Source organism: Flavobacterium foetidum (genome assembly GCF_004634245.1).
GTDB classification, from domain to species: domain Bacteria; phylum Bacteroidota; class Bacteroidia; order Flavobacteriales; family Flavobacteriaceae; genus Flavobacterium; species Flavobacterium foetidum.
The window spans coordinates 228301-252770 of sequence record NZ_SJTF01000005.1 but is presented as its reverse complement, the minus strand read 5'-3'; the positions used below and the strand labels follow the sequence as shown (position 1 = coordinate 252770).

The following is a 24470-nucleotide window of genomic DNA, read 5'->3' as shown; positions in this document are numbered from 1 at the left end:
TTTTTTTTATGATTTACACTTTCTTTAGTTGGTTTTAAATCTCCAAACTTGCCCAACGGTTTCACCGCCATTGTTATCTTTTGCTACAACTCTCCAAAAGTATTCTTTTGCAGGTTCTACCATTACAGAGGTGCTTCTTGATATTGTGTTTGCTCTCAATTTTGTTACCGGCGGATTTACAGTTCCGAAATATACGTCATAGCTTACATAATCAGAAGGGTCGGAATCTTCGGCATTCCATCTTAAAGATACCGACGTAGTATTCTGCAAAGAGTTTAATGCAGGCGCGACTAATTCGGGTAAAAACGGCAAATGATTAATAACCGCTTCTCCTGTTGTGTAGAATTTATAAATTTTTGAGTATTCGCTTGATAGTCCACCTGTATCTGTAGCTTTAATTCTCCAGTAGTAAGCTGTGTTTTTATCCAATTCTATACTTTCAGAATTTAAGGCACTTTCGATAGACTGAACGATTTCTGTAAATTGATTGTCGGTTGCTATTTCAATCAAATAAACAATTTCATCATTATTTTTGTCGGTAGATTTTTTCCATTCAAAAACAACATTATTGTCGTTGCATAGCTTGTTGTCTGCAGGCGATGTTAATTGCGGAATCGATGGTGCTTCATTTTTAACTTCTGAATCAGAATCATCTCCACAAGAAACCAACAGAGCAATGATGGATAGATATATAATTTTTTTCATTTTTATTTTTTTATGATTTTGACATTTTTAACAGAGCCTAGATGAATTTTCGCAACGTAAATACCGCTTGGCTGATTTTCTAGCGTTAACTGAACTGTTCCGTTTTCTAAACTGTATTTTTGGTTTGAAACCGCTCGACCGTCTAAAGCAATTATTTCTATCACCACCTCTTTTTTAGAAGAAGGCAAGTCTATTTCGAAAGCTCCAGATGTTGGATTCGGATAAGCTGCCACAACCAAATCCAAACCATAAATATCTTCTGTGTAACTTCCTTCACAAGCTTTTGCAGTTTTTACTTCCAATAGACTGCCATTTTTTGCTGTGAGCGAAAAGCTCGAATCATCGGTTTGGAATTGTTCGACGCCGTCTACAAAAACCGTATAGGGAGCTGTTCCGTCTGTAATTTCGACATTTACTTTTTTTGATGAAATACTAGACTTTCCGGTGATGGTGATTCCTTTAGGGATAACCAAATTAAAGCTTTGTTCAAAAATTTCTCCAGGAATGGTAATCGTTACGGTGTAATTACCAGGTGTTAATCCTGCAACATTTAATGTATTGTTGGTAAAAGATTTCGTTTGTCCGTTTATGCTTGCCGTGTAGGCCAATGTTTCTAGAGCTTTTATGTTTATTTCACCATTGTTTTGTCCGAGGCACGATTCTCCTTTTGTCTGAACTGTAAAATTATTTGGCGGAAGACTTAATCCGCAACTAGTGTTGTAAGCAGCCGATGCATCTTTTGCAGCAAGCCAGTTAGTGTCTGAATATGCTTTATCATCAACTCTGATGCAACTCAAACTTGGATTGCCTGTAAAATTTATGGCAGCTACTGTAAAGTTCTTATTGTTTCCGTTTTTTAAATTCAGGCTTTCTAATACATTAGAAGAACAATTTAAAGCCGTCAGGGTTTTGTTTTCGCTAACGTTAAGCGATGTCAATTGGTTTGCATTGCAGATTACCTGAATCAAGGCTTTGTTCTTTGTCAAATCTATAGCTTTTACTTTATTGGTACTGAAATCTAAATGCGTTAATGCGGTATTCTTGCTTACATCTAAACTAGTCAGCTGATTAGAAGATGTCTTAAGGTTGGTTAAAGACACATTGTTACTAATATCTAGCTGCGTTAATTGGTTTTCGTTGCAGTTTAGAGAAGTCAGTGCCGTATTCTTGCTAACATCTAATGTTTTTAATTTGTTTTTACCGCATTCTAAAGTTGTTAGTGTTGTAAAACCTTGTATTCCTGACAGATTTGTAATTGAGGTATTAGAAACATCTAAAGTGGTGATTTTTTGAATGCTGGAATTTAGAACAGTCCCGTTTTTGCCATCGGTATCGATACCAAGCGCAATTAGTTTGTCCTCAAACAAAGAATCGTATATTCCAGTTACATCTGAGCATCCTAAATTTGTAAAAAAAGCATTAGCATCCTTAGAACTTCTCCATCTATTATAAGAATAAACAGGGTCATCGACAATAATACAAGAAAGGTCTGGATTATTGGTAAAATTATGAAACGAGAGCAGATTGTTTTTGCCGTTTTTCAAATTCAAACTCGTAAGTTTATTATTGCTGCAGTAAATGCTGTTTAGTTGCGTGGTTTTACTTAGATCCAGACTTGTTATTTGATTGTTCTGACATCTTATTTCTTTTATTTCTGGATTAACCTCCAGTTTAGTCAGAGCGTTGCTGTTGATGTATAATGTTTCTAGTAATGAGTTTTTGCTGGAATCAAAAGAAGTAATTTGATTGTTCGGACAGTAGAGATAATTTAGGTTCTTATTTTGGCTTACATCTAATTTAGTGATTTCATTATCATTACATGTAAGGCTAACCAGAGCCGCAAAATCTTGAATACCGGTTAAGTCCTTGATGGAGCTAGAGTAGATTGTTAAATATTTTACAGCATTAATGTTCGAAGTCAATACTTTTCCATCTTTTACATCATCTAATTCTAGAGAGATTAATTTTGCCTCGAAATTTTCGTCTGGGATAAGTGTATAATTTCTGCAATCTAGACTAAAATCGGCCTTGGCATCTTTGGTTGTTGCCCACTTTTTAGCAGCAGCAATATCAGCAACCATAATACAGGTTAGTGTTGCGTTGTTTGCACAATTTAATGTAGTTAATGCATTATTTTTTGAAAGATCAATAGTAGCCAGTGCATTGTTTGAAACATTTAAAGTTTTTAATGCTGTAAATCCTTCTAAACCTCGAACATCGGTAAGCGAACTATTGGAGATATCTAATGTTGAAATGGTATTAATGCTGGAATTTAAAACAAATCCGTTTTTGCCATCGGTATCGATACCAAGTGCAATAAGTTTGTCCTCAAAAGCATTGTTCGGAATTTGGGTTGTCATCGAGCATTCAGTAGCAGTGAAATAATTATGAGTCTGCTTTTTTTCTGACCAGTTGGCGTTGGCATAGGTCACATCATCGACACTGACACAGCCAAGGAAAGGATTTTCAGAAAAATCTAAGGCGTTTAACTTGCTATTATTACCGTTTTTTAGGTTTAGAGTTGTCAATTTATTGTTCGTAAAAAAAAGTGAACGCAACTTTGTATTTTTACTTAAATCTAAACTTTCGAGTCTATTGCCAGTACCATCAAAGAAGTAAACTTCGATGTTTTTGCTAAGATCTAAATTTTTCAATTTATTACCGTTGCAATTAAGGTAACTTAAATTCGCATTTTTGCTTACGTCAAAACTGCTAAGCTGATTGTAAGCGAGATCCAAAAACGATATATTTGGGTTTTTGCTTATATCGAGTATCGTTAGCTGATTTGATCTACAGCTCAGCGTGTTCAATTTAGTATTATTACTTAAATCCAAGCTCTTAAGTGAATTATTATCGCATCTCAAAACTGTGAGCTCTTTATTTTTGCTTAAATCTAAACTGCTCAATCGATTAAAGCCGCATTCGAGACTTGTTAGTGCTGTGAAGTCTTGAATTCCAGTTAAATCTTGAACGCTGTTGCTAGAAATATAAATAGACTTTATTTTATTTATTTTTGAAGTCAGTACTTTTCCATCTACAACATCGTCAAATTTTTGTTGTACTAATTCGTCTTCAAATTTAGGATCAGGAATTAAGGTATATGCATTACAATCTAAGCTGAAATTGGCTGCGGCATCTTTTTTTACGCTCCAATTAGTCGATGACTGAGCGATATTAGCAACCTGAATACAAGTAAGAGAGGCATTTCCTGTACAGTCTAAAGTAGTAAAAGATTTTGCATTAGAAAGATTGATGCTTTTCAGTGAATTATTGGAACAGTCTAAGGAAACTAGACCAGTAAATCCTTCAAGACCAGTAAGGTCCGCAATTGCACTGTTAGAAACATTTAATGCTGTTATAGAGGTAATACTAGAATTTAATACCACACCGTTTTTACCATCGGTATCGATTCCAAGAGCGATCAGCTTGTCTTCAAATGCAGCATCGGGAATGGGAGTGATAAGCGAACAATCATAAGGTGTAAACAAAGCATATACATCATCCTGATTGCCCCATTTAGATTGTGCATAAGCTACATCGTCAACAATGATGCAAGAAAGATCTCTATTGTAAGCGAAATTTACGGAGGTTAAAAGCGTGTTTTTACCATTTTTGAGATTTAGTTTAGTCAACGGATTATAATCACATCTGATATTCCGTAGAGCAACATTTTTGCTGACGTCAAGATTAGTTAGTTTATTATTCCAGCAACTCAAATATGTCAAAGCCGTATTATTACTGAGGTCTAATGCGGCAAGCGGATTGTTATAAACTGTTATACTAGTTAAGGCCGTATTTTTGCTTAAATCTATTGAGGTAATTTTATTAACGGAAAAACTAAGATCTTTTAAAGCCGTGTTTTTGGTCAAATCCAAAGCCGTCAATTGGTTGTTGTCGCAATTCAGACTGGTCAAAGCTGTATTTTTACTGAAATCTACAGTGGTTAGAATGTTAGAATCACAACGCAGATCAGTCAAAGCAATGAAATCTTGAATTCCAGTTAAATTTTTAATAGAACTGCTTCGAAGATTTAATATTTTAAGCGTATTGATTTTTGAGGTCAATACTCTTCCATCGGCAACATCATCAATTCCCAAACTGATCAGCTTTTCTTCAAATTTGGTATCGGGAATACTGGTATATTGCGCAAAAGCATTCAATCCTAGCGAAAGGAATATGAGTAATAGCAATTTAGTTTTCATAAATGATTGATTTTTAAAGCACCGCAATTTTACAATTTATCGGATTTTTAAAAATCATCATTTATAGTGATTTTTATACGGGAAAATAATTTAGAATTTTATTCTAAAAAGCTGTTTTAATGTTTTAAATCATTTGAAAACACGGCTGATCATTTTTCCGATTTCAACAAAATCATCATGATTGCTGACTGAGCGTTTTTCTATTTCGGTTTCATTTACAGCTGTATAAGGATAAATCAACAAATAATTATTGGAGCTGAAATTAGCGTTAAGCAGTTCCGGAACTTCTCTCATTTGGTCAAAATACGATTTCATTCCTCTGTCGGCCATTACGATAATAAGTCCTTCATTACTGCTGATAGACATTGCGGCTTTTTCTGCTTCTCTCCAATAATTAATAATATTGAAATGCGCTTCGATAGGATCCTTTTTAACAATGCGCTCCAAAATCTTTATTGTATTAGCAGTTGCGTAAAAAAACATTTCGGCGCCCGAATTCTTACTGATATTCCATACTCTAAGCAACGAATGAAAGAAACCCGGTTCTTTTTCGGCATCAGATGGTATCAGGACAGTATAACTTTTTACAGTTGCTATTGGTTGTGCAGCATGATAAATGATGACATTGCTTTTCTTGTTTTGCAGATAACCTTTATGAAGATTGTAAATAAAAGAAGCAGAAAAGCCTTTTTCGTTTTCTAGTCCAATGACAAGGTCTGAGATGTTTTGTTCTTTTATAACATTGCTGATCCCTTTTACCACATCGTTATCATGCCTTATAATCGGAATAATTTTGCTGTCTGCGGCGGCTCCCATTTTGACTGCCGAATCCAATAGCATTTCTGCATTTTTAGAAGAAGACTCGTTTATTTCCTCATTAATAACATTGACCGCCGCAATATCAGATTTACTGGTTTTTGTTTTGATGAGAAGTCCGAGGTTTATCATTTTTTCGACAGTATTTTCGTTGCTGAGTGTCAATAAAATGCGATTATTTTCTTCACTTTCTCCCGATACTGTACTTTCCTTTTCCTTTTCTGCTATCTTTTGGGCAGAAGCCATAGATATAAATGAGGATATCGTACACGAAATGAGAATCAGTAAGATGCTCCCGTTAAGAACATGTTCATTCAATAATCTAACTGGTTCTCCCGCTTCGTTTTCACTCAGAATGATGTTGTACCCGACCATCACAGAGGCAAGAGTTGCCGCTGCCGATGCCGCGCTCATGCCGAATATTATTCGTCCCTCGTCTTTAGTAAATTTAAAGGTCTTTTGTGTCGCTATTGCGGCCAGATATTTACCGCCAATAGAAGCAATCAGCATAATAGAGGCAACACCGAGTGTTTCATAGCTTTTAAAGAATGCCTTAAAGTCAATAAGCATACCAACACTGATCAGGAAGAAAGGTATAAAAATGGCATTACCAACAAACTCGACCCTGTTCATTAGTGAAGAGGTATGAGGAATCAGCTTGTTGAGCGCCAAACCGGCAAAAAAGGCTCCAATAATAGCTTCAACTCCTGCGAGTTCAGCAAGTAGAGAGGCCATGTAAATCATTACCAACACAAAAATATATTGCGAAATCTTGTCCTGCACATTTTTAAAAAACCATCGTCCGATGATTGGAAAAACAAGCAGCACAATCAATACAAAAAGAATCATTGACATAGAAAGTTTTACCCAAAAAGCGGTTCCGACATCTCCTTGCGACATACCAACGACAACAGCCAAAACCACAAGCGAAAGTACATCTGTAATCATGGTTCCACCAACTGTTATATTTACAGCCAGATTACGTGATATTCCGAGCGCACTTATCATAGGGTAGACAATTAGCGTATGGGATGAAAAAAGGCTGGCAAAAAGCACCGAACTCAGCATGCTGAATCCTAAGATATAATAACCTCCGACCAATCCTAAAATAAATGGTACTGCAAAGGTGTATAATGAAAAAGTGATGCTTTTCCATTTATTCTTTTTAAAGTCGCCCATATTAATTTCTAGCCCAGCCAGAAACATGATATAAAGCAGTCCTGTAGTTCCGGTTACTACAATACTGCTGTCTCGTGCTAAAATGTTAAAACCATTTGGCCCCACTGCGGCGCCTGCAATCAAAAGCCCCAAGAGATGCGGTACTTTGATTTTATTGAGAAGCAAAGGTATGCAGAGGATGATGATAAGCTCAAGAAGAAACTTTAATAAAGGATCTTCGAGAGGAAATGAAATATGCTGTATGCTAAGAAACATGATTTATTTTTTTGAAGCAGAAGAAAGTTCGATTGAAAATTTTACGAGACAGCCGTCTCGTCCAGTAAGAGTTTGGGTGCCTTTGATCACTTTGCTGCTGAAGTTGTCCAGAACCGCATTGATTTTAACGTTGCCCGAAGCCATACTGTCTGGCGTAAAGCTTAATTCTGCCTTGTCCGAAATATATTCGGCACGAAGAATTCGTTTCAGTTTGTTGTTGTCCAAAATTTTTACGAGGGGGCCGAGGCTGTCATTTTCAAAAATCCATTTTTCGGTGCGCTGATCGCCAATTACGTAGGTGCTGCAAGAAGATTCTCTGCAAATTAATCTTCCGTTCCAGCTTCCCTTAAGGCTGTCTGGCCAAACTCTAGAGTAAGCGGTATCCGATTTTATAGAGTCTTCTAAAAGCACGCTGTCGCGGAATTTAAGCAGATTTTTGTAATCTTCTTCTTTGGCAGAAAATTCCTTTTCTCGTGAAAGAAGCTGTTGTTCTCGGGCTTCAAGGTCTTTTTCTTTTCTGCCGGTGCAGGAGGCTATCAGTAATATTGTTAATAGTAGTATAGTTCTTGTAATAGACATAGTATTTGGATTTATACTTCAAGTTATTAAAATATCACGAGGCTTCAAAGTATTGAAATCTTTTTAGACACTTTTTTAACATTTCTTTACAGAATAATCTGCATTACGCTTCAGAAACCTACTGTACGATTCATTTAAAATAAAAGCATAAAAAAAGGCCTAATCTTAGATTAGGACCTTTGTAAAGTTTAAATTTCGCTTGAAATCAGCTCAGCAAATTCAGAGTTTATCCAATTTTGATGGATCTGTTGCCTCTTCAATACTTTTTCCTTCTGGATTTTTTGTTTCGTCAGTTGCTTCCTCTTCCGGATAATCGTTCAGGCGACCGGCTTCTCCTTGGCCTCCTCCGGGTTGCATACTGCCAGAACCGCTGTAGGCACTGTTTGCATTTTGATTGGTGTCGTCTTGCTGATTTTCGTTTTTATCTTTATTCGTTTCCATAATTATCAGTTTTATGATTTTGTTCTTTATGATTTTTCAAAAGTTCACGTGCTTGTTTTAGTCCTGTTGCAATTGCGACTCCTTCTTCAGCACCATCAAGAAGCAAGGCATTGGCTATTTCCACAGCTTTTTCCCTTGTTTCTTTGGGCTGGTTTTTATAGGATGGAGGATAATCTCCGTTATACCAAGGCATACTTTGAGTTGTTTAGTTAGTGTTTATAAATTTACGGGTTTCCTTCTCCACCGCTTGAGCCATAGATTTGTCCAGTCGCATAACTTGCATCCTCTGCAGCAAGCTGTACATAGATTGAGGCTAATTCTACAGGCTGGCCGGGTCTTCCCATCGGAGTCTGAGATCCGAAATTTTTGAGTTTTTCCATAGTAGCACCACCGCTTACCTGTAGAGCCGTCCAAACTGGTCCCGGCGCAACGCCATTTACCCTGATGCCTTTGGGGGCAAGTTGCTTAGCAAGAGATTTAATATAATTTGTTGTTGCCGCTTTTGTTTGTGCATAATCGTATAAATCTTCTGTGGGCGCATATGCCTGCACAGAACTTGTTCCTATTATAGAAGAGCCTGGCTTTAAATGAGGAAGCGCTGCTTTTATAATCCAAAATGGAGCATAAATGTTTGTTTTCATGGTCGCATCAAAATCTTCGGTCGAAATATCGAGAATCGATTCGTGGGTCTGTTGTCTAGCCGCATTATTTATCACAATATCAAGACCTCCAAGAGCCTTTACCGCTTGATCAACCAAAGATTTGCAGAAGCTTTCATCTCTTAGATCTCCGGGAATCGCAACGGCTTTTCTTCCTTCGGCCTTTATCAGCTGGATAACTTCTTTTGCATCTTCTTCTTCTGTTGGGTAATAGTTGATGGCTACATCGGCACCTTCTCTGGCATAAGCAATTGCCGCTGCTCTTCCCATACCAGAGTCTCCGCCAGTTATAAGTGCTTTTCGTCCTTTAAGCCTGCCAGAACCTTTGTAGCTTTTTTCTCCATGATCAGGACGCGGGTCCATTTTGCTGACCAAGCCTGGCCAAGGCTGTTTTTGTTCTTTAAAAGGAGGACGCGGATATTTTGTTTTTGGATCTTCTGGATATGAAGCTGTTGAGGTCTCATCGATATTAAAATCGGCTCCTAGTACTGGAGTAAATGCAGTAGTAAGACAGATGGCTCCCATACCGGTAATTGCCGAGCGTCGGGAAATGCTATTTTTATTATCCATAGTAATAATATTTGAAATTTGTTGCTGTATTTCAGTGTATTAATCATCAATAAAAGTAAGGAGCCACATTGATGCAGTTTTATATTATTACGCACAGTATTTATAAGGTATTCATTATCAGAGGATAATAATTAGCTTTTCAAAAATTGAAATTTTGAAATCGAACTTCAAAATGATATAAGCTGAAAAATCAGATTACTCGTATTTTCAGTATCAGATAACACTTTAACCTCATGGGAATAAAATATATTTTAGGGATTTTTAAATCATTTGCCGTTTTATTGTTCTTTTCTATTCTAACGTCAAGCTGTTCAACATGGAAAGTTGGCTCGGCCGGACAAAAGAAAATTTCGTCTAAAACCTACGTAATTATTGGAGCATCAAGCGGTATGGGACGCGGCATTGCAGAACAGCTTGGAAAATATAAGGCCAATGTGGTATTGGCGGCGCGCAGGACCGATTTATTAGAAGAAGTAGCCAACATAATTCGTAAATCTGGCGGTAATGCTGTTGTGGTTACAATGGATATCAGCAAGCAAGAAGATGTGCAGCGAGTTAGAGATGCCGCATTAAGAGAATATTCTAAAATAGATGTATGGATTAATATGGCTGGAGTGACTGCCATGGGACGCTTTTGGGAAATTCCGATGGAAGATCAGATGCGTATAATAGACGTTAATCTAAAAGGTTTTTTCTATGGAAGCAGGACTGCCGTAGAACAATTTATACTGCAAGGAGAAGGAGTGCTGATTAATGTCGGGTCTGTAATGAGCGAAGTTCCTCTAGCATATCAAACCAGTTATGCAGCGACCAAAGCGGGTGTTCGCAGTTTGAGTCTTTCATTGTCTCAGGAATTACGTCTAAACGGCTATGATAAAATAAAAGTGGTTACCATCGAGCCTTGGGCAGTAGATACGCCTATCTGGCGCCATGCCGCAAATTATACCGGTGTCGAGCCAAAAATGGGCATGATGGACGAGCCCGAAAAAGTGGTAAATGCTGTTCTGCGAAAATCTTTACGACCAAAGAAAATTGTGCCAGTGGGAGGAAAAGCGCAGGTTGCTTCTTTTAGCGCTAATGTGTTTCCTCGATTTTCAGAATGGTTTGGAGGCAATATGTCTCATAAATACCAAATTGAAATGGGACCTGAAGCTCCCAATACGCAAGGTTCGCTTTACGAGCCAACTGCAGAGGGCAGAGGTATAGATGATGGGGCAGATGAGAGAATGAAAGAATATAAGAAAAGAAAGAAAAAAGGAAACAAATAATATTGCTTACTCAATTTCTGTCCTTGAAGCAATAAGGCGAAATAAAGGTTCGTATTTTTTAATCTGAAATCCGAGGTCTTCTTCTGGTTCGGCAGGGCCAATACTTCCTTGAAGACAATACAGTTTCTGATCTTGTATAAACATGAACTGCAGCATTCTGATTTTCATATTTTCATTTCGATGTTTTATCGATTCCTCAACTTCGATCATGAATCCTGGCACATCGTCTATACGAAGTGGTTCGGTGCGTATCACATTAGTTTCTGGAGGTAGGAGTGACGAGATTGATTTTTCAGTGAGTTTCATGTCTTGCAGTTCTTTTGGCAAGTCATAGACCAAAATGAGTATTTTTTCTATTCCGTTTCCATAAAAACTGGTAAACTGCTGAATCGTTTCTGGCATCTCGGCTTCTTCGGCAAGCCAGCTTTTGGGTACCGGAATTCTTAAGGAAACTTGTTCTGCTTTGGGATGGTTTTTAGTCGTAAAAAAATCTACGTGACCATCTGTAATTTCTTCATGCGGTGCATCGTCATATTTAAAAGACAAAATTCCTTTAGATACCGATTCATTATTGATATAATTGGATCGCTCTTTTAGCGTCAAAAGCAAATCATGAGCGTATTTTTCTTTCTCAATCGGATTTGAGAATTGTTGCTCTAAGAGTAAATTAATATGATTATGAAGAGCATCTAGCTGCATGTTATTGAGTTCTTCCTGCAAAAACTCCTGAATGTTGTTTTCTGCCTCTCCAAATGCAGATTTTAAGTTTTTTTCTGTAGCAACAACGTTGGGTTTTAGTTGCGGAAATTGCACCGCTACCTTTTCTAGAGCGGCATTTTGCCCTTTTAAGAAAGCATAGGTCTCAATCGCAAATGCAACTTTTGGATCATTAATTTGTTCCTGCGAGAAGCTGAGCGTTGGAAAAATGAAATATAAGATTAGGGCAATTCTTTTCATTTTTAATGATGTAAAAAATTTCTTCAAAATTGTTAATTAAGAAAATTTGTGTTTTACAAGATTTCATCAAATCGTTACACAATTCCCACCTTGTTTTCTACCCGATAATTATTTGATTTTCGAATCTATAAACTCATTAATAATATTTTGGGTAGAGCGTTCTACATCTGCCGCAATCAGATCTGGGGAATTCAGCAGATAGTTGTCTACAAATTCGAAGACTGCTTTTTCGGTTTCGTTAAATCTTTTTACGGTATCCTGTTCGCCTGAAGCATTGTAACGAAACTCCATAAAGGCTCTTAGTTCAGATTCAAATTGAAGTAATAAATCGTTCATTTGGAAGATATTTAAGTTGAATATAATTTTACTAACCGTTGCCCAAAATGGAGTCGATTAATCGATTTTTGAACTTTCTAGTTGTACTTGAAATTTTCCCCAATATGGATTTTCGGCCATCTGCGAAGGTCCGACTACTAAAACATAACTGCCTTTTTGTGTAGCATCTATGTTGAGGTCTTTTCCAAAGGGGCCGTCTGAAGTTTTATCCGGAAAAATAATCTGGTTAAAACGAATATTGGCTTTTTCTTCAGGAGTGATAATCTTTCCAATTAAATGACTGGAATATTCATTTTGAAATTTGATATATATCCTAGTTTGAAGGGAATCAATAAAACCTTCTGTTATGGATTTATTTTTCTGATTTTTAAAATCTAAAAAGAGTGTATCGCCTATCTGCTTGTCTTTCTTGATTTCCGCAGAATGGGGAGTTGAGATTCTATTGTTGCTGCTCTCATTTTTCTTCTGTTGGCAAGAGCACGAAAGAATAAGTATTAAAAGTGTAAAAAAGAATTTCATAGCTGTATGTTTAGTGACACTCAAAATTATGTTACACTACAGCAAATGTGTTACATAATATAAGCAGAATGTTACAGCTTTCGCTAGAATCTCGACGTTTTTCTTGGTCAGATGCTTGCAAATGAATTATTTATCTATAATTTCAAACAATAAATCATATCGCTCTCCTAATTTTTTCTTTAGCCTTTGCTTGTTTTTTTTGATGGCGTCGACTGTAACTCCCAATAAGTTAGACATTTCGTAATTGCTAAGGTCTAGCTTTTGAAGCATTATTATCTTGAGATTCGATTCTTTTAATTCGGGGAAATTTTCGATTAAGGTTGTATAAAAATAGCCGTGCTGTCTTATGAATTCTCGCTTAAACGCATTCCAGTTTTCGTCTGTCATCAAGTGCGAGTTCAGTAGTTCCCGAAGCCTTGTTTTTTCTTCTTCAGATGGTGTCGAAGCAGCATTTTTTATTTCTTCAAGCTTATTTTCTAAAATTGAGATTTGCCTGTTTTTGTTTTTGAGATTTTCAGCATAGTGATTTAGATCAGAGCTAGCATCGTTAAGCTTTTGCTCAAATAACATTCGGTCATTTTGAATTTTTATTCTTTTGTGCTTCAGTTTTTTATTTAAAATATAATAAAGAATAAAGCTGACTGAGATAGTAAAAACAACTATTAGAATATAAATTTTCTCCGTTCTTTCTTGTTCCTCGAGTTTTAGACGAATTTTTTCAGTATCATTTTCATATTTCTTTTTCTGGATAAGCCAATGGGATTTTTGTAGTACAGTATTCCCGTTGGTGTTGAGAAGATATTCTTCAATTTGTTTGAGCTGGCGTCTCAAAAGCAACTCTTTCGTCGGATTTTTGCCATTTAAAACACTAAGTTTTAGTTCAATTACTTCTTTTAATGAACTTCTGTAATAAGATTTTGAACTCGCAATTTGTCCAGCTCTTTCTAAAACTTTTTCAGTTTGAATGGTGTATTTTAACTTTAAAAGAATTTTAGCCAGCAAAATAGATGCGTACATTTCATTCTTCTCAATCTTAAATTTTTGAGAATACAAAATATCTTGTTTTAAAAAGCGTACGGCATCTTTTAAGTTTCCTCTCTTTTCGTAAACCAATGCCTTGTCTCCCAGTATTTTTGCATATCGTACAGTGTCGCCTATTTTTAGCGCGATGGCTTCAGATTGATTAAAATAATGAAGGGCATTTGGTAAATTGTCATTTCTGAAATAACAGTTTCCGATCGCATTTAAAACACCAGCAGATTCAGAAGAGGTTTTTTCCATGTACTGCATCGATTTTTTATAATAACTGATAGCAGAATCGTCTTCGACCGTAGACATAATCCATCCGAAGAACTTAAAAGTTTCGTCGGGTAGAATCATTTCTAATGCATTTATCTGATTGCTTTGGTCCATTGTTTTGAGCACAATCGGAATAAGTCTATCAATCTGGCAATAGAAATATAAGTATTTGCAATAATTGAGTTGAGTCCAGATAATGAGAGCGGTATCGTTTAGTTTTTTGGCTTCTTCAATAGATTTAAGATAATAATACTCACTTTGGCTATTTATTTTGTCAAAGAATGCAGCGTAGCCATTTGCAAGCAATGCAGCGTATAAAATTTGTGATTTCTTGGAGGACGATTTTTCTAAATACGACAAACGTTTTTTGAGTTCGACTGTATCTTTTTTAGCGCCGCTCTCTTTGATGATTAGAGATTCGATATCTTTAATCGTAGCAGTCGAAGCGACGGATACATTTTGAGCACGCAACGGAACAAAAAAAACAATGGCAGATAAAACAAAAAAGAATCTAATTTTTTTTGCGCAAGAAATCATTTGAATTTGGGGCTTTTGAGGCAGCTAAACTAACAAAAAATAATTTTTTTATTTAGAAAAATCAGCTGGCACTTTAAATTATTTTAATTGATAAACATAAAGTTTTTTTAAAGTAGAAGATTTCTCACGCTAAATAAAGCTTGTTCTCATGAATTTCTAACTCGTTGGGTGAAAATTATTTTCAACACATAGAAACATAGTTTAACTAAACTTAAAAAAGGCGTTTCACTAGTCTAAATGCACATAGTTTAGCTATGTGTGGAAACTTGTTTCTTCCATTTTCTTTTTTCGGTACAAAAAACTATGCTTCTATGTGTTAAAATGCTTTTATTTTTTAATTACACCCAACGGATGAATTTCTAAATAAATAGTATTGGCATCAATTTACTTTCGTAGAAAAGATTTCGATGTCTTCGAATTTGAAGAAAATAATGTTGTGGACTGTCTTCAAAACTATAAAATTCGCATTCCTGCGAGGTTTGAATAATAGTCCTTGATAGATTGTTTTTATAAGTGCTTATAAATTAGCGTATTGTGTTTTTTATGCGTTTTAATTTGTCCTTCTTTTGTCCCTGCTTATTATTTAGTTAATCATTTTTTTTAAGATAATTTCGGCGTTTAGTAAGATGCAGAAGATCTTAATTACTCTGAATTATAAATTTAAATGATATCTATGAAAACAAAATTACTCTTAATGTTATGTCTTTTTTTTGCAGCAATTTCCAATTATGCTCAAAGTTCAGCTACCCAATCGGGAATAGCAGTGCAGGGTATTGCTAGGGATGCAAACAATACGGCTTTAACGAATCAGACAATTAATCTTACGTTTACGCTTTATTATTTGGATGCTTCAAGCATTGAGCAGACAATTTATAAAGTAAGCAGAAACTTAACAACAGATGCGTTTGGTGTTTTTTCAGATGTAATAGATCCAACAGCGGTTAATAATAGTTTGTTTGCTAATAATGCAGCTTACCTTAGAATTGAAAAAGGTTCGGAGGTGATTTCTGATGAGAAACTGCGCCACGTACCTTACGCTATTGCTGCTAATAATGGTGTTCCGACAGGTTCAATTATGCCTTTTGTAGGTACTGTTGCTCCAGAAGGCTGGGTACTTTGTAATGGAGCGGCTCTTCCGACAACTGCAAAAGCTTTGATTGCTATGGTTGGCAACAATGCACCAGATTTACGCGGAATGTTTTTGAGAGGTGCGGGACAAAACTCGAATACTGCTAATGCCGCAGAAATAGCACCTAATACTTTAAATGGTACTCAGTTGTCTGCCAATAAGAGCCATACGCATACAGGAACTACAAGCACAAATGGCGAACATACCCATTCAGAGTCAGCTACTTTTATTTATGATCAGGGTAATGCAGATGGAGGTTTTGATGGAGGAGGCCATGCCATAGGCAGAAGAACTGTACAAACTGCTTTAAGCGGTAATCATAGCCATACCTTTACAACTGATGCTACAGGCGCAACAGAATCACGCCCAATAAACTACGGTGTAAACTACATCATCAAATTATAAAACTGTAATTATGAAGAAAATAATTGCAGTTCTCGGAATGTTTGTTCTGGGAGCGGGACTTTATGCTCAAAATAATAATGGAGCTAAAGTGGTGCCCGTTTCGCAGGCAATTCAAAAAAATGGCTTCAACATACAGGTCGGATTACCATTTTTAGGACAAAATAAAACGGTGCCAAGACGTACAAATCCAGCTGATATCCGCTTTCCGTGGAATATCCTTTATTTGTATGAGACATTTGCAGAAGAATCTTTTAGTGTTTCAAAAGGTTTCTACGGAGATAAGGTCTTAATTGCTTGGAATTTAAGAGCCAATGAAAATCTGGTAAAAAGCATCAAAATCTACAGAAGAGTCTATACAGAGGGTGGAAATCTTCCTTACAGCTTAGTAGTTGGTCTTTCGCCTACAGAAACTACTTATGAAGATAAATATGTAGAAGGAGGAGTTTTATACGAATACAAGGTAGAAGCACAAGGAATTGCTGCAACTCCAATTCTTTACCAAACCTATATTACTGGAATAGGATATAGAAATCCAACCGCCGTAGTTACAGGAAACATTAGCTACAAAGGAGGAAATCCTGTTAAGGATGTTGTGGTTACAGCAACTCCAAGTGGCAGCGCTATTGCCAAAGGAAGCGCGCTAAATGTTCCTGCAGCGGGTTTTGTAGATTTAAGCGAGTTAAGTACGACCATTTCAAATGCAGCAACTTTTGAAGCTTGGCTAAAACCAAATGGTGCTTATGCCAGCGATTCAGAAGCGTCGATTCGATTGTTTACCATTTCAAGTTCAAAAAGTACAGATAATCTTGATGTTATTGTAAAATTGAATCCCGTTGCGAAGTCACTAGATGTTGCTATCGGTGGCAATAAATATACATTAAGAAATTATTTCCCTTCGGGTAATTTAAACTCAAGAGGAAATGATTTACTGGTACCTGTTTCGGAATTCAATAAATCATTTGTTCACTTTTCTGTGGTAATCAATGATAACCAGGTGCCGCTTTTATACATTAACGGAAGACAGATTACGCAAGCGTATGTAACTGAAGCCGACAGTAAATTAAAGGGTGTAGATGCGTCTTATACCGCTCCTTATTTCAGCGCAGTAATTCCAACTGGCACCGTAAAACTTTCTGGTGTGACTTGGGATAATGCTAAAGTGGGTGGAGGAAAATCAAGTTATATCGACGAAATCAGAATTTGGAAAGCGGCATTAGAATCATCTGTCATCAGAACAGATTATTCAAGATTTATAAGCGGAAACGATTCTCGACTGGTAACTTACCTTAGAGCCAATGAAAAAGCAGGAAGATTTGCTTATGATTTGTCTCGAAACGGTTTTAACTACAATGAAAATCACGGTAAACTCTGGGATGCTAATACAGCTACAGGGGGTAAAGTATTGTGGGCAACAGAAGCCGATAATTATCCGACTACCTCTCAATTAGGAGTTCTTGGGGTAACTGATGCGAAAGGAAATTATCAAATCAGTGCTATTCAGTATTCGGGTACAGGAGAATCTTATAACATTACTCCAATGTACGGCCAGCACAAGTTTGAGCCTAACCAGCAATTGGTTTATTTAGGTTTGGGTTCAGAAGTGGTTAATAAAATCGATTTTGTCGATCAGTCTTCATTTAGCTTTAAGGGTGTAGTTGCTTACGATACTCGAGGTGTTTTTCCGTCTTATGTATCAGTAGATGGCAAAAAAGCCGACAATAAAAATGATGTCTGGATTGACGGAGGAGCCAATATTCTTGACGAGGGATACAACTACTATGAAATCAACGGTGAAAAATTCCCAAAAGGGAAGTATTGGAAAAATGACAACGGAACTCCAACAGATAAGTCAGATGATTATTTAGATCGTTATGCTTCAATCTATTTAGCGGGTGCAAATGTATATATTGACGGAAATATAGTATTAGATGCCAATAATCTTCCTGTAGTTACAGATGATAACGGTTATTTTGATGTTAGTGTTCCTATTGGAAAACATTACATCACAATCAAAAAAGACGGACACCAGTTTGTGTATAATGGACGTTTTCCTGCCTCTACAACTGAGTTTAAAGAGTTTTTCGAAGATGCTAATGAACCCGTTTATTTTGTAGATAATACTAAAGTTACTGTTGTTGGTAAAGTTGTCGGAGGTTCTGTCGAAGCTGAAAAATCAATTGGTTTTGGAGGTCAAGGCATGGTAACCAAAACGATTGTCGATTCTGGAATTACCAAAAATCTGGAAGTCAGTGCTAAAAACAACATTGGTAAAGCCGATTTTACTTTAGGATATGCACCCGTTGGAGCCAACGTAACCAACTATACCAAATTTAGTTATACGACCAATACAGCTTCTGGAGAATATAGAGTTGCGGTAATGCCTCTAAAATATAATTTGGAAGCAAATGATTTGGTGGTAAGAAGCAATTCGGCTATTTCTTTATTGAAAGCAGGAACCACCGAAACATTCGATTTTTCTGAAATTCCGGTTACTAAAACACCTGAATTTAAGTATAAAGAAAACAATGTAGAGAAAACAGTAACTGGAACACCGTATCATTACGAGAAAAGTTTTACGTACAGATCAACTCCTGTACTGCAGGTTACAGAACAGACCTCTGATAAAACCATTGATGTTGCTGGAACAAAGGTGTCTACAGAAAACTTTGCAAAACCAGTTTATACACAATTTATGGCGTATAAAATTGTCATGAATCGTTTTGAACGTTATACCAATAATGATTCTGGAACTCCAGTAGAAGTAAAGGTTCCTGTAACAGATGGTGAGCTGGTAAAAACAAACAATTTGGCCTTGCCAGATTCTGAAACGATTACAGCAGATGGCAGTACATTGATCTATGCCTTTAAAGGAGGTATTCCTTCAATCACGCCGCCGTTTGAAGTAAAAAGCACATTAAAATACCGCTTAAACGAAGTAGATTATCCGGTTGAGAATTTTAATGATACCGGAATTATTTTAGGTGGAAAAGCAGACGGAAGCCAGACTTTTGTAACTGCAGCACCAGATATTCCTGCAATTATTTTAAGAGATCCACCAGGTTCTAATAGTTTTGCTTCGATTGAAGCAGGAGAAAGTATTTCGTTTACATCTGAAGCTTCTTTTGCACATCAAGAAGGAGTAGAGGAAGAACTTACGATTGCAGGAGGTATGTATTTTGAACTTCAGGGTGGACTGGTTCCTACGCCAAGAGTAACAATAGAACAGCAAAACTCGGCAGTTACAGGTATGTCGCTTTCTAATACTTCTCAAGATGGTAAGTCGGTTACGAGTACTTATACTTTTAGTAAAGCGATTTCAACCAGCGATGCAACAGATTATGTAGGTTCAGATGGAGATTTATATATCGGAAACTCGAAAAACATATTTTACGGTTCGTATGATAATGTTGAGACCTCTAAAACAATCCCTCAAAAGTTTGTAAACGGTCAGTCTATGCCTTTAGATCCAAGCGAATATATCAACTTAGGAACTGCAAGTGCTCCAGTTTACATAAGCAAACAAAAAGCGCTTAGTTTTGTAGATAAACCAACTGAGACTTTCTTTATCTATTCTCAAAAACACATCTTAACGACTTTGATTCCAGAGTATGAATCGTTTATTACGAATATTTTGAATGGACCAGATCCTAATAATGCAGCCAACAAGCAAAAAAGAGAAGAATACGAGGAGAAGATTCGCTTATGGAGAAAAGTTATTTTGGATAACGAAAAAGTGAAATACGCCGCTAAAAATGATCGTGCGGCTTATAAAACTGGTTTAACAGCTGTCGTAACAAACTTTAATAACGAAGTAAAAGGAGCTTATGACGGTATTAGTGATCCTGCAGCAAAAGCAAGATTGAATAATCAGCTTACATCTTCTAATGAAATTAAAAATATGCTTGGATCAGAATTCGAGAAAAACGTTTCATTTGATGCAGGTTTAGGATCGTATTCTCGTAGTGTAGAGACCAGCGTGGTAACTGCGAATACTACTTCATACAATTTGGTTATAGATCAGTCGGTGGCCGCAATAATTGGTTTTGAAGTGAACAAGGTAGGGATGGAAGCAAACACAAAAGCTTTCTTTCAGCAGGATATCAATTCATCATTGTCTAAAGAAAACGCCACAACGACCAACATAAGCTATACTTTTAAAGATAATGATAAAGCCAACTTTTTAAGCGTAGATGTTGTCAACTCTTTTGACGGAAACGGTCCAGTTTTCATTACCCAAGGAGGAAGAACTTCTTGCCCTTACGAAGATGCAGAACAGACTCATTTTTATAACAAAAGCGAGTACAGCGATACTGCGACCGTAATTAATGAACTGCCAGAAAACAAACGTGAAAAGTTAAGTTTTGCTACCCAAAAAGTAGAAGTTCCGGTGCTGACAGTGACAGACAGTGATGTTACGAATGTGGTGGAAACCAAAAATGCGGAGTTTGAATTAAAACTTCAAAATAACAGCGTTTCGGGTTCTGATGCCGATTTCTTATTAGTGGTAGACAATACTACTAATCCGAATAATGCCTTGATCAACATTGAACCAAACGGTACAATCGTTCACGTGCCTTACGGAAGAGAAGTAATTTATAAACTGACATTAGGAAAATCTATTTCAGATATTTATGAATATAAGGATATAAAGGTCAGATTGCAGTCATTATGCGATGGCTCTGATGTGAGCTCAGAAGTATTGATTTCAGCAAGTTTTGTTCCGTCATGTTCAACTGTATCGGTAAATGCTCCGTTGAATAACTGGGTATACAACCGAGAAAAAGCTTTTAATACAGATGGAACAACCAAACCCTTGGCAATAAACTTGAATGGATACAACACCAAGTTTAAAAGCTTCAAGAAAATTGATTTGGAGTATAAACTAGCTACAAGTCCAAATTGGATTCGCCTTCATACCTATTACGGTAGTACTGAATTTTACGATGAAGCGGTTAAAAACAATGAAACAGAGATTTCGTCTATTGGCGCGGCAACTAGCCTAACATACAATTTTGATATAGCTGCTTTAAAATTAGCAGACGGGAAATATCAAATCAGAGCGAGAAGCACTTGCAGCAATGGTACAGAGTTCATTGCAGATGTTGTATCTGGATCAGTCGATTTAAGTGCGCCTCAGTTATTTGGTACACCGCTGCCGACAAACGGTATTTTAAGCGCTGGCGAAGATTTGAAAATAAGTTTTAACGAAAATATTTTCTACAATTCTGCAGTTAGTACAATCGAAATTAAAGGACAAACAAATCAGTTAAAAATCGATCATAACGTAAGTCTGCGTTTTGAAGGAAACAACAATACTGCCGTGATCAACAGTCCTAGAATCAGTTCGGGCAATTTAAGTCTTGAATTCTGGCTTAACAATGAAACCAAAACGTCTAGTGCTTCAATAGTTTCGCAAGACGGCGGTTTGAACATCGGATTGAATAATGGAAATATTTCTTTCACATTAGGCGATATTACGGTTCAGGGAGGATTAAAAAATGATAATCTATTCCACCATTATGCCTTTACATACAACAGCAGTAATGGTGATTACAGAATTTTTGAAGATGATGTCGAAATCGGTTCAAAAAGTGGCAAAGCCAACACGCAGTTTGCCAACAACAACGCCTTAGTAGTTGGAGGCAACACTTTTGTCGGAAACCTACATGATCTTCGTTTATGGAATAAAACATTAAGCAGAGAAGATGCTTATGCTAAAATGTATTCTAAAATGATAGGCAATGAAGCTAATCTGGTTGGCTACTGGCCGATGAACGAAGGTAGAGATGCCTTAGCCAAAGATTTAGCTAGATTTAAGCATGCGACCGTAAATACATCTTGGGATATCAAACCTAAAGGTACTTCATACGATTTTAACAACGGTCAGTATTTGGTTATGGACAATGTGAATTTTGTTCAGGTAACTAAAGAGATGGATGCGACCATGGAGTTTTGGGTCAAAACCGGCACTTCGCAGGAAGCTACTATTTTCTCAAACGGAAAAGGTGACGGTTCAGATGTAATTCAAAGCAACGGATTATCGAATAAATGGTCGGTTGATATGAATAATTCAGGTAATCTTTTATTGAAAAGTGAAGGACAATCTTATGTTTTAACCACAAAAGGACTTTCAGACAACGCTTGGCATCATGTAACGTTATTGTTTAGTAGAGCGGGATCGCTGAGAACTTATGTAGATGCCAAATTAGTATCTTCAAATCAGATGACTTCTATTGGAGGTTTCTCTGGAAATAAAATTTGGCTGGGAGCTAGAGGTTCTCGTGACCTTGCCGGCAAAGAAACTGTCGACCGAGTTTTTACAGGTAAGATTGATGAATTCCGTTTGTGGAATACACTTCGTAATGTGGAGCAGATAACAAGAGACAGTTATAATGAAGTTGATGTAGAAAGCATTGGTTTGTTGTTATACTCTAGGATGAATGTTCCGGATCCGGTTACAGCAAACGGTCCGAGATATTATCATGCAGACGCTAATCAGACTGTGGTGGTAAACAACGCAGTTTTAAGTGGCGGAACCGTGAATTATTCTAATGATACACCGGCAATAAAACCAGAACGTCAGTTGGTCAAATTTGTAACTACGAATGTTATTAAAGATGGCGAAATGATTATTGCGCCAGTTATTACAGATTGGGCATCATTAGAAGGACAGATCCTTGATATTACGGTTCACAGAATGTTTGACAGCGCCAACAATATGCAAGAATCTCCAGTGACTTGGACGGCTTATGTTAACCGTAACGAAGTAAGCTGGTTCGCCGAAGGTTACAACGAAATCGTAGACCTTACTAAGAATAGCAGCGAAACTAAAACTTTCGAAATTACATTGGTGAACAAAGGCGGAAAACAACAGCCTTACAACATAAGCAATGCGCCAAGCTGGTTAACTTTAAGCAGAACATCGGGAACTTTAGATCCAAACAGCAGGACCACGATTAAGGCTACTATCGATGAAAATGTAGCAGTAGGAGAGTATCTGGAGAATTTATACTTGCAGACCGATTTTGGCTACGACCAAAAATTGCAGGTAAAATTAAGAGTTTTAGCTCCAGAACCAGACTGGAATATTGATCCAACTCGTTTTGATTACAGTATGAACATCATCGGAAAAGTAAAAGTAGACGGTGTACTGTCTGCTGATTCTTACGATAAGATCGCTGCTTTTTATAATGACGAAGTACGAGGATCTGCCAAATTGGTTTACAATGAGGCTTATAAGGAATATTTCGCCTTTTTAACGGTTTATAGCAACGCAAATTCAGGAGAAAATCTGAAGTTTAAAATCTGGGATGCCTCTCAGGGCAAAATCTTAGAAGCTTCTGTAGAAACAAATGCATCTATTGTGTTCAGGAATAATGAGGTGTTAGGAACTTTGAGCAAGCCTTATATTTTTGTGAACTCAGGTTTAGTCGAGCAAGAAATTAAACTGAACAAAGGATGGACATGGATTTCTTTAAATACTAATGACGCCAATTTCTCAGATTTGAATGCATTGACTAAGGGATTGAATTTAGAAACTTCAAACCGTATTTTGAGTCATTCTCCTGCATTGCTGGATACGTATTTTAAAGACAAATCAAATCCTGCAAACAGCGGATGGTCTGGTACGATAAGTGTAAACGGCGGACTTTCTTCTGCTAAAATGTACAAAGTAAATGTCACAGAAGAACAGATCTTAAAAATTAAAGGAAAAAATGTAGATGTTGCAACTTGGAGCTTCCCAATAAAAGAAGAGTGGAACTGGCTTGCTTATCCTTTGGCTTCAAACCAAACCACAAATGAAGCTTTGGCTTATTTTGATGCGGCTGATGGCGATGTCATTAAATCTCAAAATTTGTTTGCGATTTATGATCCAATCATCGGATGGAACGGAACTTTAAAGTATTTAGAAGCCGGTAAAGGTTACATGATTAAGTCAAGTAAGCAGCAGACTTTCAAATATCCTGATAATTTGGAGAGAAGCAAAACCGGAAAATCGGCCTCTAATAATAACCAGGATGAAATCGACTCTGAGTTTACAACGTATTCACAAAACATGAATGCAGTAGTTTTACTTCCACAAGGATTTGACGAGTTATTTGTCTACGATTCAAAAGGTGTACTGAAAGGTAAAGCAAGAAATCAAATGATTAACGGAAAAGAATTGAGTTTTATCACCATTTTTGGAGATGAGGCAGAAAATCTTTCATTTGCTTTAGGAGACGGATTCGCTACAAAAACGACTTCAAAATCATTCACTTTTAAAGGAAATGAGGTGCTAGGAACAATTGCTGATCCGGTTATTTTAGAAGAAGTTTCAAAAACCGAAAACAGTATTTATCCAAACCCGTTTGCATCAATTTTAAACATAGAACTGAATGCCACCAAAAAGCAGGAAGTAAACGTTCAGCTTTATTCGGTAAACGGTCAGTTGGTATTCAGCCAAAAAACTATTGTTGAAAGCGGCTACAACGTGATTTCAATTTCTCCAAATATAGCAGAAGGTGTCTATATTGTTGAGGTTGCAGTTGACGGAAAATTGGTAAGAACTAAAGTTATCAAAAACTAAAAATAAATAATTGAGCTCCTAAGACAGCTGTACAAGCTTGTTTTA

At 36.7% G+C, this 24470-nt stretch carries 14 protein-coding genes; 3 read left to right on the top strand and 11 right to left on the bottom strand.

Annotated elements, in window-relative coordinates:
* Window positions 1-24: 24 nt before the first annotated feature.
* From E0W73_RS08960 to E0W73_RS08930, 7 genes are all read right to left on the bottom strand, one after another.
* Complete coding sequence (locus tag E0W73_RS08960; RefSeq protein ID WP_135221744.1) at window positions 25-705, bottom strand: fibronectin type III domain-containing protein; 681 nt, start codon at window positions 703-705, stop codon at window positions 25-27.
* A 2-nt stretch (window positions 706-707) separates the two neighbouring features.
* Window positions 708-4907: a T9SS type A sorting domain-containing protein gene (locus E0W73_RS08955; protein WP_135221743.1), complete on the bottom strand. Its 4200-nt coding sequence runs from the start codon at window positions 4905-4907 to the stop codon at window positions 708-710.
* A gap of 129 nt (window positions 4908-5036) precedes the next feature.
* A complete protein-coding gene (locus E0W73_RS08950; RefSeq protein ID WP_135221742.1) occupies window positions 5037-7157 on the bottom strand; it encodes a cation:proton antiporter in 2121 nt (706 codons plus the stop codon).
* Between the two features lie 3 nt (window positions 7158-7160).
* Window positions 7161-7736, bottom strand: coding sequence for a hypothetical protein (locus tag E0W73_RS08945; protein WP_135221741.1), 576 nt, complete (start codon window positions 7734-7736; stop codon window positions 7161-7163).
* 219 nt (window positions 7737-7955) lie between these two features.
* Window positions 7956-8177, bottom strand: coding sequence for a hypothetical protein (locus E0W73_RS08940; protein WP_135221740.1), 222 nt, complete (start codon window positions 8175-8177; stop codon window positions 7956-7958).
* Window positions 8164-8370 (bottom strand): DUF2188 domain-containing protein, encoded by a 207-nt coding sequence (locus E0W73_RS08935; RefSeq protein WP_135221739.1) that lies wholly within the window; start codon window positions 8368-8370, stop codon window positions 8164-8166. Before E0W73_RS08935 ends, E0W73_RS08940 begins: the two co-directional genes overlap by 14 nt.
* Window positions 8371-8401: 31 nt before the next feature.
* Entirely contained in the window at window positions 8402-9406 is a 1005-nt protein-coding gene (locus E0W73_RS08930) for an SDR family oxidoreductase (protein ID WP_135221738.1), read from the bottom strand.
* 233 nt (window positions 9407-9639) lie between these two features.
* Here E0W73_RS08930 and E0W73_RS08925 point away from each other — a divergent pair, with 233 nt between their 5' ends.
* Complete coding sequence (locus E0W73_RS08925) at window positions 9640-10674, top strand: SDR family NAD(P)-dependent oxidoreductase (RefSeq protein ID WP_135221737.1); 1035 nt, start codon at window positions 9640-9642, stop codon at window positions 10672-10674.
* Between the two features lie 6 nt (window positions 10675-10680).
* Here E0W73_RS08925 and E0W73_RS08920 read toward each other — a convergent pair whose 3' ends face one another.
* The 4 genes from E0W73_RS08920 to E0W73_RS08905 form a co-directional block, all read right to left on the bottom strand.
* The gene (locus E0W73_RS08920; protein WP_135221736.1) at window positions 10681-11631 is read right to left on the bottom strand and encodes a hypothetical protein; all 951 of its coding nucleotides are present in this window, start codon (window positions 11629-11631) and stop codon (window positions 10681-10683) included.
* A 108-nt stretch (window positions 11632-11739) separates the two neighbouring features.
* Entirely contained in the window at window positions 11740-11967 is a 228-nt protein-coding gene (locus tag E0W73_RS08915) for a hypothetical protein (RefSeq protein ID WP_135221735.1), read from the bottom strand.
* Window positions 11968-12024: 57 nt separating this feature from the next.
* Window positions 12025-12486, bottom strand: a complete 462-nt coding sequence (locus tag E0W73_RS08910) for a hypothetical protein (RefSeq protein WP_135221734.1) — start codon at window positions 12484-12486, stop codon at window positions 12025-12027.
* 126 nt (window positions 12487-12612) lie between these two features.
* Window positions 12613-14322 carry a tetratricopeptide repeat protein gene (locus E0W73_RS08905; protein WP_135221733.1) on the bottom strand — a complete coding sequence of 570 codons (1710 nt, stop codon included), beginning with the start codon at window positions 14320-14322 and terminating at the stop codon, window positions 12613-12615.
* Between the two features lie 673 nt (window positions 14323-14995).
* Here E0W73_RS08905 and E0W73_RS08900 point away from each other — a divergent pair.
* Both E0W73_RS08900 and E0W73_RS08895 read left to right on the top strand, forming a co-directional pair.
* Window positions 14996-15856, top strand: coding sequence for a phage tail protein (locus E0W73_RS08900; protein WP_162847681.1), 861 nt, complete (start codon window positions 14996-14998; stop codon window positions 15854-15856).
* Window positions 15857-15866: 10 nt separating this feature from the next.
* A complete protein-coding gene (locus E0W73_RS08895) occupies window positions 15867-24425 on the top strand; it encodes a LamG-like jellyroll fold domain-containing protein (RefSeq protein WP_135221731.1) in 8559 nt (2852 codons plus the stop codon).
* The last annotated feature ends 45 nt before the right edge of the window (window positions 24426-24470 follow it).